This is a genomic window from Streptomyces sp. NPDC049040, from assembly GCF_043197715.1.
Lineage (GTDB): Bacteria > Actinomycetota > Actinomycetes > Streptomycetales > Streptomycetaceae > Actinacidiphila.
Window position 1 is genome coordinate 161,001 of the sequence record NZ_JBICTO010000002.1, and the last position, 13,492, is coordinate 174,492.

9 protein-coding genes and 1 tRNA gene are annotated in these 13,492 nt (G+C 75.2%); 8 read left to right on the forward strand and 2 right to left on the reverse strand.

Annotation, left to right across the window (positions count from 1 at the left end; all coding sequences use genetic code 11):
* The first annotated feature begins 94 nt into the window (after nucleotides 1–94).
* The 8 genes from ACGFMP_RS05645 (at nucleotide 95) to ACGFMP_RS05680 (ending at nucleotide 9,176) form a co-directional block, all read left to right on the forward strand.
* A complete protein-coding gene (locus ACGFMP_RS05645) occupies nucleotides 95–1,081 on the forward strand; it encodes a phosphatase PAP2 family protein (RefSeq protein ID WP_393670487.1) in 987 nt (328 codons plus the stop codon).
* A 12-nt stretch (nucleotides 1,082–1,093) separates the two neighbouring features.
* Complete coding sequence (locus tag ACGFMP_RS05650) at nucleotides 1,094–2,182, forward strand: hypothetical protein (protein ID WP_393671332.1); 1,089 nt, start codon at nucleotides 1,094–1,096, stop codon at nucleotides 2,180–2,182.
* A 142-nt stretch (nucleotides 2,183–2,324) separates the two neighbouring features.
* The gene (locus ACGFMP_RS05655) at nucleotides 2,325–3,959 is read left to right on the forward strand and encodes a hypothetical protein (protein WP_393670488.1); all 1,635 of its coding nucleotides are present in this window, start codon (nucleotides 2,325–2,327) and stop codon (nucleotides 3,957–3,959) included.
* Complete coding sequence (locus tag ACGFMP_RS05660; protein WP_393670489.1) at nucleotides 3,956–5,329, forward strand: AAA family ATPase; 1,374 nt, start codon at nucleotides 3,956–3,958, stop codon at nucleotides 5,327–5,329. The genes ACGFMP_RS05655 and ACGFMP_RS05660 overlap by 4 nt, the downstream gene beginning before the upstream one ends.
* A gap of 65 nt (nucleotides 5,330–5,394) precedes the next feature.
* Nucleotides 5,395–5,784, forward strand: a complete 390-nt coding sequence (locus tag ACGFMP_RS05665; RefSeq protein WP_393670490.1) for a hypothetical protein — start codon at nucleotides 5,395–5,397, stop codon at nucleotides 5,782–5,784.
* A gap of 109 nt (nucleotides 5,785–5,893) precedes the next feature.
* Nucleotides 5,894–6,496: a bifunctional DNA primase/polymerase gene (locus ACGFMP_RS05670; RefSeq protein WP_393670491.1), complete on the forward strand. Its 603-nt coding sequence runs from the start codon at nucleotides 5,894–5,896 to the stop codon at nucleotides 6,494–6,496.
* 56 nt (nucleotides 6,497–6,552) lie between these two features.
* Nucleotides 6,553–6,626: transfer RNA gene (locus tag ACGFMP_RS05675), tRNA-Lys, on the forward strand.
* Nucleotides 6,627–6,758: 132 nt separating this feature from the next.
* Complete coding sequence (locus ACGFMP_RS05680) at nucleotides 6,759–9,176, forward strand: phosphatidylglycerol lysyltransferase domain-containing protein (RefSeq protein WP_393670492.1); 2,418 nt, start codon at nucleotides 6,759–6,761, stop codon at nucleotides 9,174–9,176.
* 742 nt (nucleotides 9,177–9,918) lie between these two features.
* Here the strand turns inward: ACGFMP_RS05680 and ACGFMP_RS05685 are convergent.
* Together ACGFMP_RS05685 and ACGFMP_RS05690 are read right to left on the reverse strand one after the other, a co-directional pair.
* On the reverse strand, nucleotides 9,919–11,400 hold the full coding sequence (locus ACGFMP_RS05685) for an alpha/beta hydrolase (RefSeq protein ID WP_393670493.1): 1,482 nt from the start codon (nucleotides 11,398–11,400) through the stop codon (nucleotides 9,919–9,921).
* A 771-nt stretch (nucleotides 11,401–12,171) separates the two neighbouring features.
* On the reverse strand, nucleotides 12,172–13,404 hold the full coding sequence (locus ACGFMP_RS05690) for a tetratricopeptide repeat protein (RefSeq protein ID WP_393670494.1): 1,233 nt from the start codon (nucleotides 13,402–13,404) through the stop codon (nucleotides 12,172–12,174).
* Between the last annotated feature and the right edge of the window lie 88 nt (nucleotides 13,405–13,492).

Sequence of the window (13,492 nt, forward strand, 5' to 3'; positions counted from 1 at the left end):
TGCGTACGGTTTAGCGTACGCCGTACGGTAGAGCGTACGCGAAAAGTCCATGACCGCCGCCTGCGGCCTTCGGAGAACCTGGAGAGACGCCCGCATGACGATCACCGCCACGGCGCCGCGAGCCGCCGCCTACCGCGGCAAACTGCGCTGGTGGACCGAGCTGCCGCTGATCGCCGTGGTCTACGCGCTGTATTCCGGCGCCCGGCTGCTGGTGCGCGGCGATGTCGACGACGCGGTGGAACACGGCGCGGACATCCTGCACTTCGAGCAGCTGACGCACCTCGACCCGGAGCGCTGGTTCAACCGCCTCTTCACCCACCACGCCTTCCTCGGCGTCCCGGCGGACTTCGCCTACGCCTCGCTGCACTACGTGGTCACCCCGTCGATCCTGGTCTGGCTCTGGCTGCGCCGCCCCACCCACTACAGGACCGCCCGCACCTGGCTGCTGATCTCCACCCTGATCGGCCTGGTCGGCTTCACCCTGGTGCCCACCGCACCGCCGCGGCTGCTGCCCGGCGCCCACGGCTTCATGGACACCATGGCGCAGTACGGCTCCTACGGCTGGTGGGGCACCGACGCGAGCGCGCCGCGCGGCATGGGGCACCTCACCAACCAGTACGCGGCCATGCCCAGCCTGCACGTCGGCTGGTCCCTGTGGTGCGGCATCATGCTCTTCCGTTACGGGCGGAACTGGTTCGTGCGCACCCTCGGCGTGATCTACCCGCTGATGACCGCCCTGGTGGTCATGGGCACCGCCAACCACTACCTGATGGACGCGGCCGCCGGCGTCGCCACCATGGGCATCGGCTTCCTGCTGGCCAGGCCCGCGCTGCGGATCGTGGACAACCTCCAGGCGAGGGTCCGCCGCAGGCTCGGCCGGGAGTCCGGCGGCGAAGCCGTCGTCGCGATCAGCATGGCCCCCGGGCACAGGGACGCCGCCACCGCCTCAGGCGGCGCGTCCAAGGTGCCCTCCCCGCGGTCCGTCCCGGTGCCGCGCGGCGCACCGGACGGCGCCGACCGCGACCCGGACGCGGCAGGCGGCAGCGGTGCCGGGCGCGGCGAGCGCAGCCGGATGTCGTAGCCGGATGACACACTGCCGCGGGTGAGCACTCTGCACGACTCGCTGCGGGAGCGGCTGGCCGCCCTCCGCGGCCCCGACACCGCGCCCCGCCCGCTCGACGCCAGGGCACTGGCCGCCCTCGCCGCGAACCCCGGCTGCCGGCGCCGCGCCCTCCTCGACGCCGCGGGCGTCGACAAGGCCGCCGTCGCCGAGGCGATCGGCTCGCCCGCCCGCTTCGGCCAGTCCCGCTTCGCCTTCTCCCGCGGCCACGCCTTCGAGGCCAGGGTCAAGGCCGACGGCTGCGCGGAACTCCTTCGGCTGCTGGGCGCCGAGGGGGCCCGCGCGGAGGTCCCCGACCTCGGCGCCGCAGGGCCCGAGGGGCGGGCCGCCCGCACCCGGCTCGCCCTGGCCGAGGCGGCACCCGGGTCCTGGACCCTGCTCGACCACCCGCTGCTGGCCCTGGAGGTCGCCGGGTCCACGGTCTTCCTCGAACCCGACGCGGTCGCCGTCGACCCCGGCGGCGCCTGGATCGTGGCCGAGATCAAGTCCTTCCCGATCCTGGACGGTGGCGCCGACGCCGTGAAGGTCGGCGCCGCGGCCCGGCAGGCCGCGGTCTACGTGCTGGCCCTCGACGCCCTCCAGCCCGGCCGCACCCGCACCGACGTGCTGCTGGTCTGCCCGAAGGACTTCTCCAACCTGCCCACCGCCGAACGCGTCGACGTACGCAGGCAGCTCGCCGTCACCCGGCGCCAGCTCACCCGGCTCACCCGGATCGAGGAGATCGCCTCGGCGCTCCCCGAGGGCACCACCTTCGACCTGGCCCGCCCCGGCCCCGACCTGACCGCCGCCGTCGACTCCGTACCCGCCGCCTACGCCCCCGAGTGCCTGGCCAGCTGCGAGCTCGCCTTCCACTGCCGCGGGCGGGCTCGCGCCGCGGACTCCGTCGACGCGCTGGGGCGAGGACTGCGGGCCGACCTCGGCGACCTCACCACGGTCAAGGCCGTCCTCGCCGCCGCGACCTTGGCGGCCACCTCCGCCTGCGAGGACGACCCGGCGGTCGAGGCGCTGCGCCGGGCCGCCGCCCTCCGCGCCGAAGCCCTCCTCCCGGGCACCCCCTCATGACCCGCCCCCAGCCCCGCGCGACCGGTCACCGGCCGGTGGTGCGTGTGCGGCAGGAATTGCCCGTGCGGGGCGGTGGCGATCCGCGCCCGGGTGGGGGCGACGTCAGGACGCCGGCGGGCCGCAGGCACGGCGGCGGCGGCTCATGACGCTCATGAACGTGCTGGCCCGCGCCGAGGCCGTCGCGGCCGGCCGGGCGGTGCCCGCGGCGACGGTGCGGCACCGCTGGCTGGCGCAGAGCCCAATCGTCCTCGTGCCGCTCACGACCGCAGGCGAGGCAGGAGCCCCGCTCGGCGCCATGGTCGGCACCGAACGCGACGCCCCGACGCTGCTCGTGGTGCCCCAACCGCTCGACCGCGAGCTGCGGTTCGGCTTCTTCGCGGGCCTGGCGGCCGCGGTGCTGCCGGTGATCGAGTCGTACGCCGACGACGTCGAGACGGAGCCGGGCCGCAAGGGCGGCGAGGAGACGGAGGTCTGCGCTGACGCCCCGCAGATCATCGTGCCGAACAGCGCCGCCCTTGAGTACGTACGCCTGCTCGGCCGCTCCACCCGCTACCTGCGGACCGTCGAGGACCCGGACGCACCGCACCCCGTGCCCGTACCGGTGCCGCTGCTCGGGCGGTGGCTCACGCACTGCGCCGAGCGGGCCCGCACCCCGGGCAGTGCGCTGCTGGTGGCCATGACGGACCTGCTCACCCGGCACTGGGCCACCGGCCAGAGCGCGATGGAGGACCAGCACCTCGGTGGTCTGCTGGGCTGGATCGACCCGCCGCCCGGTCTCGACGGGCCGGCGGCGGCCGCCAGGGCGCAGACCGGGCGCGACCGGGACGGGCTGCTGCTCAGCCCGCCCGCCGGCCCGGCCACCGACCCGGTCTTCGACAACCGTGTCCTGGCCCCGGCGCTCGAACGCTACGACGCGGCCAAGGCGGCGGGCGCGACAGGCCCGCTGCGGGTCGCGGAGGCGGATGTGCAGCGGCTGGTCGCCTCCCAGTTGCGCCCCACCTGGGACGACGTGTGGCACGGCGTGGACCTGCTGCGCGCGCTGCCCGAGGGCGCACATGTCGCCGAGCGCTGGAAGCGGGACCGCTGGTCCTTCACCGGCCACCGCGACCGGGTGCGGGCGGGCGAACCGCCGCAGCCCAAGCGCGACGACGCGGTGACGGCGGCGCAGAAGCTCGCGGGCCGCGAGACCGCCCAGGCCCGGCTGTCCGCCCAGGAGGCCCTGGACGACCCGCTGGTGATGGCCGCGAGGCGGCTGGCGGGCGAGGCGTTCACCGGCAGGGTGCTCGCCGTGGAGATGACGTATTCGGAGGGCCGCCGCCCCATGCCCCGGCCCCTGCTCACCGTCGGCACCCCCGACGTCCCACAGGCGGACCCCGGTGCCAAGGCCTACCGCGCGGTGCCGGACGCGAAGTCGGCCCAGACCGCGGAGGTGCTCGGGGTCGTCGCCCCGGAGCCGCCCGCCGCAGACGCGCAGGCGCCGGCCGGCGCCCGGCTGCCCGGGCCCAGGGCGCCCGTGGGAGAGCCGCCCAGCTGGACGGTCACGGTCAAGCTCACCGGCGGGATGGGTACCGGCAAGGTCCCGAGGGAAGGCTCGGTGCCGGAGGTGGGGGACCGGGTGACGTTCACGCTCTTCGCGCACGACCAGCGCGGCGGCCCCGCGCTGCCCGAGCCCGAGGCGACGCCGTGGACCCACGGCGGCCCGCCGGGGGCCGCGGGAGCTGCCGTCGCCGCGGCGCCCGAAGTGCCCGACACCGTGACCGCGGAGGACTTTCTGTGACGCAGGGCTTCGACGGCGCGGACGGCGCCGGCGACCGGTTCGACCCGGGGGCCGAGGCCGCCGCCGCGACCGCGGCGATCCTGGCGAGCACCATGCACGGCACCGCCCGCGGTGTGGTCGTGGACTCGCCGCCCGGTGCGGGCAAGTCGACCCTCGTGGTGCGCGCGGCACGCGAACTTGCCGCGACGGGCGAGCAGCTGATGATCGTGGCGCAGACCAACGCCCAGGTCGACGACCTCGCCGACCGCCTCGCGACCGCTGACCCCACCCTGCCGGTGGGCCGGCTGCACGGCGCGGACTCGCCGCCCGACCCGGCGCTCGACCGGCACCCGGAGGTGAAGAAGTCCTCCTCGGTCGCCGACCTGCGGGACCGCTCGGTGGTGATCGCGACGGCCGCGAAATGGGCGTACGTCAAGGACGTCGAGCCCTGGCGGCACGCCATCGTCGACGAGGCCTACCAGATGCGCTCCGACGCGCTGCTCCAGGTCGCGGGCCTCTTCGAGCGGGCGCTGTTCGTCGGCGACCCCGGCCAGCTCGACCCCTTCAGTGTGGTGGGCGCCGAGCAGTGGGCCGGGCTGAGCTGGGACCCGTCGGCGAGCGCGGTGGTCACCCTGCTCGCCCACAACCCGGGCCTGCCCCAGCACCGCCTGCCGGTGTCCTGGCGGCTGCCGGCTTCCGCGGCGCCGCTGGTGTCCCGGGCGTTCTACCCGTACACGCCCTTCAGGAGCGGTACGGGCCACGGCGACCGGCGCCTCGGCTTCGGGGTGCGGGGCGACGGCGGCGGGCCCGACCGGGTGCTCGACGAGGCCGCCGCGTCCGGTTGGGGCCTGCTCGAACTGCCCGCCCGGCACACCCCGCGCACCGACCCCGAGGCGGTACGCGCGGTCGCCGCGGTGGTGCGGCGGCTGCTCGACCGCGGCGGGGTCACCTACTCGGAGCGCGGCGCCGACCCGGCGCCGCTGACCGCGGACCGGATCGCGGTCGGCACCGCGCACCGCGACCAGGCCGCCGCGGTGCGCACCGCACTGGCCGCGCTCGGGGTGCCGGCCGGGCCCGGCGGGGTCGCCGTGGACACCGCGAACCGGCTCCAGGGACGGGAGTTCGACGTGACCGTCGTCCTGCACCCGCTGTCCGGCCGTCCCGACGCCACCGCCTTCCACCTGGAGACGGGACGGCTGTGCGTGCTGGCCTCCCGGCACCGGCACGCCTGCATCGTGGTCTGCCGCGCGGGGGTCGCGGAACTGCTCGACGAGCACCCCTCCTCCGAGCCGGTCCGCCTCGGCGTCACGGTGAAATTCCCCGACGGCTGGGAGGCCAACCACGCCGTGCTCGCCCACCTCGCGGAGCACCGGGTGAGCTGGCGCCCGTAGGCGGGGCGGGGGAGTTGCGCGGGCGCGGGACAATGGATGGCGGAACCGACCCCGGAGGTAACCGAATGTCCGAGCCGCAACCGGCTCGCCCGTCCCGCGAGCCCCGCGAACCGCAGGAGCCCCGCGCCGACCGGCCGAAGCGCCCTGCCCCGCTGCTGTTCGAACCCGGCGCGCCCGACACCACCGGCGGCGACCGCTTCTTCGAACTTGAGTCGATGGACGACCCGCGGCAGCTGCTGGCCAGGGCCACCGAGCTGGAGCAGGCCTTCCGTACGGCCGCCGACCGGGCGACCGAATTCCAGGCCATCGCGGCCGCACAGCTCACCGACCCGCGCCGATTCGACCGGCTCACCCCGGCGGACCTGGCGGAACGGGCGGGCTGGACCGAGGACTACGCCCGGAAGATGGCCGAGTACGGCGAGGGCCTCATCGCCGGCGGTGGTGTCACCCCGTAACGGTCCGATCGCCGTGCGGGGTCGCCAGGGTACGCGCCGCATGCGTTCCTGTCCCGTATTCGGGGGATTTACCAGGACGATGCCGGAACGACCGGTACCTGTAAATGCCATGGACGAATGGCAGGGGAGCACCAGCGTCATCGGGATCGTCACCGAGGCCCGGCGGCGCCAGCACACCGCATGTGTCACACCGGAAGGCGCCGCGTGGCTGGCCTCCGCGAGCGCTTTCCCGCGCAGCGTCGAGGCCCTGTGGTCGGCCCGCCCCGGCGCCCCGAGCGTCCTGCCCTGCGGCAAGACCTTCGACGTGGTCAATCTCACCGCGCTCTTCGGCCGCCGGGTGCTGGAGCAGCTCTGGGCGTCGGGGCCCGGCAGCGGCCCGGTCGCCGTCCACCGCGGCCGGGTCCTGCTGCTGGTCGCGCCCGGCACCGCCCAGCGGCTGCCCGCGCTGCTCGGCTGGGAGGAGTGGGCCAGCGCCGTCCCCCCGATGCTGTGCCACGGCAGCGGCGACGCGGTCACCGTCCCGGCGCTCCACGAGGAGCCCGACGAAGGGTGCCCTGACGGTACGGGGATATCCCGCTGGGTCGTCGCCCCCGACACCCGGCACCCCTGGCTGCCGGGCGCCGACGTCCTGCTGTGGGCGTGCCTCCGCGCGGTCAGGGCCGCCCCCGCGACCGCCGCGGCGGCCCTCGCCGGGGTGCCGGGATCGGCCTGAGCCTTATCGATTTTCCAGGTCGCCGGGGTGGGTGCTAATGTCTACGACGTCAGCAGGCGCCGCTAGCTCAGTTGGTTAGAGCAGCTGACTCTTAATCAGCGGGTCCGGGGTTCGAGTCCCTGGCGGCGCACCTGAAACGAAGGCCCTCCGTGTTCCACGGGGGGCCTTCGGCGTGTGCGGACCAGCCGCGCCACGGCACCCGCGACCCGCCGCCCGGCGCGCCCGCTTGGTCCCGCAGCCGTCCGACCAGCACCCTTGTGCCATGGGGCACTGGTCGCTGGCCGACACCGTCCGGGTGCACATCTCCGGCACCGGCGGCCGGACACCGCTGTTCCTGCTGCTCGCCGGACTCCTCGGATCCTTCCTCTTCATCCGCCTGAGCGTGCGGATGATCCGCGCGGAGGTCTCCTGGTGGCCGGGCAACGTCCAGCCCGGCGGACTGCACATCCACCACGTGGTCTTCGGCCAGGCGATGATGCTGGTCGGCGGTGTCGGCTCCTTCGCCGTCCACGGCGGCCCGCTGGCCCACAACATCCTCGCCGTGATCTTCGGCGCCGGCTGCGGCCTGGTCCTGGACGAGTTCGCACTCGTGCTGCACCTGGAGGACGTCTACTGGCGCGAGGAGGGCCGACAGTCCGTCGACGCGGTGATCCTCGCCGTCTCGGTGATCGGCCTGCTGCTCATCGGCCAGGCCCCCCTGGGCGGCTACGTCGGCGGCACCTCCTGGACCCCCTACGTCGTCGCCGCGGCGCTGCTCGGCTTCGTGGTGCTGTGCCTTCTCAAGGGCAAGGTGTGGACCGGGCTGCTCGGGGTGATGCTGCCCTTCCTCGCGGTCGTCGGCGCCCTGCGGCTGGCCCGCCCCGCCAGCCCCTGGGCCCGCTGGCGCTACGGCAGCAGGCCGCGCCGGATGGCCCGCGCGGAACGCCGCGAGGACCGCATCCACCGGCGGATGGTCGCCGTGAAGACCCGCGCCATGGACGCGGTCGCGGGCGCACCGAGCCCGGTGTCGCTGACCAAGCACCCGGCGGCCCGCCCCACCATCGTCGACCTGCCGCCGTCCCGGCTCGAGGTGCTGCTGGCCCGGGTGCTGCGCCCGCTGCGCGACCCCGGCGCGGCCGCCGCCGTCTGGTACCTGCGGGTGGCCACCGCGGTCAACGTCGTCACCGGAGCCGTCGTCCCCTTCCGCGACCGGGTGCGCGCCGCCACCAACGGCGAGTACGTCACCGCGTTCATGGTCAGCCCAGGCTTCACCGGGGCCGTCCTCGCCCTGGTCCTGTCGATCAGCCTCCGCCGCCGCAAGCGCGCCGCCTGGATCGCCACCACCGTCCTGGCCGTCGGCTACACCCTCGTCATCGGCATCACCATCGCCGCCGTACCCGAATCCCGCGGCCACCCCTTCAACTGGGCCTCGCTCGCCGTCACCCTGCTCTTCCTCACCGCCCTGCTGGTCTCCCGACCGGTCTTCAACGTGCGCGGCGAACGCGGCAACGTGGCGCTCGGGCTGACCAGCCTGCTGATCGGGGCGGTCGTCGCGGTCGGCCTCGGCACCCTGCTCGTCCACGCCACCGACCAGACCCCGCCCCGGCAGTGGACCGCGAGCCTGAGGTACGCCTCCGTACGGGTCCTCACCGTCTCCGGCCTCTTCGACCTGCCCGGGATCACCGTGCCCGGCTGGACCGACCTGGCCATCAACGTGCTCAGCGTCGCGCTGATGCTGGTCGTCCTGCTGGCCTTCTTCCGCGCCCCCCGCGGCCGCGCCCGGCTGCTCCCCACCGACGAACGCCGGTTGCGCGCCCTGCTGCGCGCGTACGGCAGGCGCGACTCGCTCGGCTACTTCGCGCTGCGCCGCGACAAGTCCGTGCACTGGAGCCCGTCACGGGACGCCGCGATCCTCTACCGGGTCGTCAACGGCGTCGCCCTCGCCACCGGCGACCCGCTCGGCCCCCGCGGCGCCTGGCCCGCCGCCGTCGCCGGCTGGATCGCCGACGCCCACCGCCACGCCTGGGTGCCCGCGGTCACCAACGCCGGGCCCGCCGCCGCGGTCGCCTACGAGGCCGCCGGCTTCCACGGGCTCGCCTCCGGCGACGAAGCCGTCGTCCACGCCGACGCCTTCGCGGCGGGCGACACCACGAGCGGCCCGCTCGCGGCACACCGGCTGATCGCCACCGCCGGCTACACCACCGCCTTCCGCAGGCAGCGCATGATCGACGCCGAGGACCAGCGCAGGCTCGGCCAGCTCGCCGTCGCCTGGCGCCGGCACCCGGCCGGCTTCTCCGCCGCCCTCGGCCGGCTCGGCGACCCGGCGGACGGCGACTACCTGCTCGCCGAGTGCCGCGACCCGAACGGCCGCACCTGCGCCGTCCTCGGGTTCGTGCCCTGGGGCGCCGACGGGCTCACCCTCGACCTCCTGCGCTACGACCGCGACTCGGGCCGCGCACCGGTCGACCACCTCCTCACCGACCTGCTCCTGACCGCGGCCGCCGGCTCCGCCCCCGAACTCGCCGGGGTGACCCGCGTCTCCCTCAACATCACCCCGACCAGGCGGCCGACGCGCCCGTGGCACACCACGGACCCCCAGCACCTGTACGCGGCCTACGCCCCGCGCCGCCAGCCGCGATACCTCCTCTACGAGCGCCGCCTCGACCTTTTCCGCGTCACCGCAGCCACCATCCGCGGCTGACCCGCCGCCCCGGCCTCACCGACGTCCGGCGAGCCCGGGGGTTGGGGCATCGCGCCTCCCGCCGCCGGTGGTTCGACGCTCGGCCCGAGGGGACTCGCCGGGAGCGGCACCGCCCTCCCCGGCCTCACCGTCTTCCGGTGTGCCCGGGGGTTGGGGCATTGGGCTCCCTTCCACTGGCCGGTGGTCGGCGTTCGGCCTTGGGGGGACTCGCCGGGAGTGGCGCCGTCCTCCCCGGCCTCACCGTCTTCCGGTGTCCCCGGGGGGTTGGGGCATTGGGCCCTCTTCCACTGGCCGGTGGTCGGCGTTCGGCCTTGGGGGGACTCGCCGGGAGTGGCACCGCTTTTCGCGGGCTGACCGGCTTCCGGTGTGCCCGGGGGGTTGGGGCATTGGGCTTCCTTCCACTGGCCGGTGGGTCGGCGCTCGGCTTTGTGGGGAGTCGCCGGGAGTGGCGCCGCTTTTCGCGGGCCCACCGACCTCCGGCGTCCCCGGGGGTGGAGCGTTGCCCCCGCTGCCGGTGGTTCGGGGTTCGGCGTGAGGGGACGATCCGGGGGTGTCCCCGCAGGCCTGCGCGCGATTCCCGTTGGTACGTTCGGGAAGAGCCGAGGCGCGCAGGCCGAGGAGATACCCCCGGAGTGGCACCGACCCCCGCACACCCCCGACCCGCCCCCGCCCAGCGCAGCGCCTGGCCGAGGACATCCCCCCGGCGGGTCCCGCCCCGGCGCCACCGGTAGGCGCCCCCGCCTCAGCACACCGCCCGGCCCCCCGGCATCGCACCGTCGATGAGATACGCCTCGACCGCACCCGTCACACACGGATCGTGCGCGAAGTAGGCCCCGTGTCCCTCGCCCCGATACGTCAGCACGCGGCTGCCGTTGCCCAGCGCCGCCGCCATGTGGGCCGCCCCCGGATACGGCGTCGCCGGATCCGCCGTGGTGCTGACCAGCAGCGCCTGCGGCGCCGTCGGGGCCGCCACCCTGCGGGACGCCCCGTCGCCCGGGGGCCAGCCCGTACACGCCAGCAGCGTCGCCTCGATCGACGTGCCGAACACCGCTGACGCGGCGGTGAAGCGCGGGTCCAGCGCATGCACGCCGGCCGGGGTGTGCCGCTCCGGGGTATCCCGGCAGTCGATCGCGAGCTTCGCCATCTCGTAGTTGTCCGGGGTGGACCATGTGGAGTCCAGCGCCGGCAGCCGGGCGGGCTGGGCCAGCTGGCCCAGCTGACCCGGGTACGCGAGCTGCATCATCGGCTCGCCGTCACCGTCGCGCAGCGCGCTGAGAGCTTCCCGCAGGTAGGGCCAGTCGTCCTTGGAGTAGAGGGCGTTCTGCACGCCCTGGAGGTAGCCGGCCCGGTCCAGCTGGCCGGTCACCGTCGCGAGCCCGCCCTCGCCGAGGCTGTGCGCGGCCGTCTTCATACCGGCCACCACCTGGGCCGCGGTCCGGCCCGGCACCGGGCAGCCGCGGGCCACGCAGTCGGCCGCGAAGTCGTCCAGCGCGTGCTGGAAGGCCGCCGCCTGGGCCAGCGCGGTCTCGGTGTCGTCCAGCGTGGGGTCCGGCACCCCGTCCAGCACCATCCGGCCGATGTGCTGAGGGAATTCGTGCGCGTACACCGAGCCGAGCCGGCCGCCGTAGGAGAAGCCCAGGTAGGCGAGGCGGTCGTCGCCGAGGGCCGAGCGTACGACATCGAGGTCCCTTGCGGCATTCGGGGTGCCCACCCAGGGCAGCAGCGCACCGGAGTGCTTGCGGCAGGCCTGCGCCACCTGGCGGGCCTGGCCCGCCAGGTCGGTGGCGGTCACCCCCGAGAGGTCGCCGCAGTCCACCGGGGAGCTGCGGCCGACGCCGCGGGGGTCGAAGCCGATGAGGTCGTAGCGGCGGTTGAGCCTGGACAGCTCGCCGGCTGCGGTGCGTTCCCCCAGTTCCGTGATGCCGGGGATGCCGGGGCCGCCGAAGTTCACCACGAGCGAGCCGAGGCGTGGGCCCGGGCCGGTCGCCGGTATCCGGCTCACGGCGACGTCCAGGTCGCCGGCCTTCGGGTCGGCGTAGTCGCGGGGGACGGTGAGCGTCCCGCACTCCATCGAGCGAGGGCCGTGCACGCCTGGGCAGCCGGCCCAGTCGACCGTCTGCCCGTACGGGCTGTGGCCGGCCGAGCCGTCCGCCTGTGGCGGGGCGGCCAGGACGGTCGCCGTCAGCGCCGCAGCGAGGGCGGCGACGGTTCTCATTCGGGCCATGATGCCCAACGTAAGCGGGATCTTTCGGGGGCGCCCGCCGGGTTCTGGGGGCTGGGGGCGCGCCCAGGCGCTGCGCTGGGCGGGGGTGGGTCGGGGGTGGGGTCGGGGCCACTCCGGGGGTATCTCCTCGGCCTGCGCGCCTCGGCTCTTCCCGAACGTACCAGCGGGAATCGCGCGCAGGCCTGCGGGGACACCCCCGGATCGTCCCCTCACGCCGAACGCCGACCCACCGGCAGCGGGGGCAACGCTCCAACCCCCGGGCACGCCCGAAGCCGGTCAGGTCGCGAAGGTTGGTGCCACTCCCGGCTCATCCCTCCAAGGCCGAGGGCCGACCGCCGGGCGGTGGAAGGGGGCCCAATGCTCCAACCCCCGGGGACACCGGAAGCCGGTCAGATCGTGAAAGGCGGTACGGCTCCCGGCTCATCCCCCCAAGGCCGAGCGCCGACCCGCCGGCCAGTGGAAGGGGGCCCAATGCTCCAACCCCCCGGGGACGCCGGAAGACGGTGAGGCTGGGGAGGGCGGTGCCGCTCCCGGCTCATCCCCCCAAGGCCGAGCGCCGACCGCCGCGCGGTGGAAGGGGGCCCAATGCTCCAACCCCCCGGGGACACCGGAAGACGGTGAGGCCGGGGAGGGCGGTGCCACTCCCGGATCGTCCGCTCGGGCCGGAAGCCGACCCGCCGGGGGTGGGAGGGGGCAATGCTCCAGCCCCCGGGTTCGCCGGAGGGCCGGTGAGGCCGGTTCGAAGGTGGTCGGGCGCCGGGTGGGCGCCGTTCAGACGGTGGTGAGCATCGTGCGGACGCGGGCCGAGCGCACGCCCGGGAGCAGCCTGCGGGCGCTGCCCGCGACGGTGGCGGCCTCGGCGCCGTCCCCCGAGCGGCGCAGGTTGATGGCCAGCTCGGCCTGGTAGAGGGCGAGGTTGCGCACGAAGTGCGGGTCCTGGAGGCGCACCGCGTGCCTGGCGGCCCCGGCGGCCCGGTCGTGTTTCCCGAGCGCCGCCCAGGCCTGGGCTTCGAGCCCGGCGAGCTCGGCCTCGCCGAAGAAGCTCATCCAGGGCGGATCGGCGTCGCCCGGCCCCCGGGCGTACAGGGAGTGCGCCCGGGCCAGTACCAGTTCGCAGCGCCGCCGTTCGCCGAGCCCGGCCAGGCCGCCGGCTTCGCGGAGGGCGAGCAGCGAGAGCAGCCGGGAGGAGCCGAGGTCGCGGGCGAGGAGTTGCGCGGCCTGGGCGGCGCGTACCGCCTCCTGGTGCCGCCCCGCGTCCCTGGCGAGGAAGGAGGTGTTGCAGAAGGCGTGCACTTCGAGTGCGGGGTCGGCGGCCATCCGGGCGGTGGCGAGTGCTTCGGCGTAGTGGGAGCGGGCTTCGGGTAGCCGCCCTGAGTCGTGGGCGAGCCATCCGACGGAGATGGCGAGCTCCCCGGCCCCCGAGGCGAGCCCGGCTGCGGTCGCCTGGCTGTGGGTGGTCTCGTCGAGGAGGCGGTAGGCGCCGCGCAGCGCCCCGGTGGCGTGGGTGTAGAGCCCGTCGCCGCCGTGGCGGTCGTCGTGCAGCCTGATCTGCCGTACGGCTTCGTGGACTGCGGCCACCTCGTCGGCGCCGGCTCGGGCGGGCGGGTCGGCGCCCGGCAGGAGTGCGGTGGCGAAGGCGGCGGGGCCGGCGGTCATGAACGCGCGACGCTGCACGTCGCTCTCCTCGTACGTCGGATCGAGAGGGGTGGCAGGCGGGACGGCCGTGCGTCGGCCGCGTACCGCCTGCCGGGGTGCGAAGCCGAGGTCCGCCGGGGTGAGCCCGGGGAACATGTGGCGGAAGACCCGCTCGTAGGCGTAGTTGGGACAGCGGATCTCGCCGCTTTCGAGCCGTCCGACGTAGCGGGCGTCGCAGCTGACCTGTTCACCGATCTCGCGGGCGGCCCGCCGTACGGCGGCGGCGAACTCGGCCGGTGACCGGTCGCCGCGCAGCCGCCGGATCGCGGTGTTGGCGGGGGGGACGGAGGAAGCAGGGGACGGAAGCATGGCGACTCCCACGACGGTCGGTACCGCTCGGCGGCGGGACGAACGTACCGGCTGGCCGGGAGTTCCATATGCCGAATTTGGCTACAAA

Coding starts and splice junctions, on each gene's coding strand:
- ACGFMP_RS05645 (WP_393670487.1), top strand. CDS start 95: ATGACGATCACCGCCACGGCGCCGCGAGCCGCCGCCTACCGCGGCAAA.
- ACGFMP_RS05655 (WP_393670488.1), top strand. CDS start 2,325: ATGACGCTCATGAACGTGCTGGCCCGCGCCGAGGCCGTCGCGGCCGGC.
- ACGFMP_RS05665 (WP_393670490.1), top strand. CDS start 5,395: ATGTCCGAGCCGCAACCGGCTCGCCCGTCCCGCGAGCCCCGCGAACCG.
- ACGFMP_RS05670 (WP_393670491.1), top strand. CDS start 5,894: ATGGACGAATGGCAGGGGAGCACCAGCGTCATCGGGATCGTCACCGAG.
- ACGFMP_RS05680 (WP_393670492.1), top strand. CDS start 6,759: ATGGGGCACTGGTCGCTGGCCGACACCGTCCGGGTGCACATCTCCGGC.
- ACGFMP_RS05685 (WP_393670493.1), bottom strand. CDS start 11,400: ATGGCCCGAATGAGAACCGTCGCCGCCCTCGCTGCGGCGCTGACGGCG.
- ACGFMP_RS05690 (WP_393670494.1), bottom strand. CDS start 13,404: ATGCTTCCGTCCCCTGCTTCCTCCGTCCCCCCCGCCAACACCGCGATC.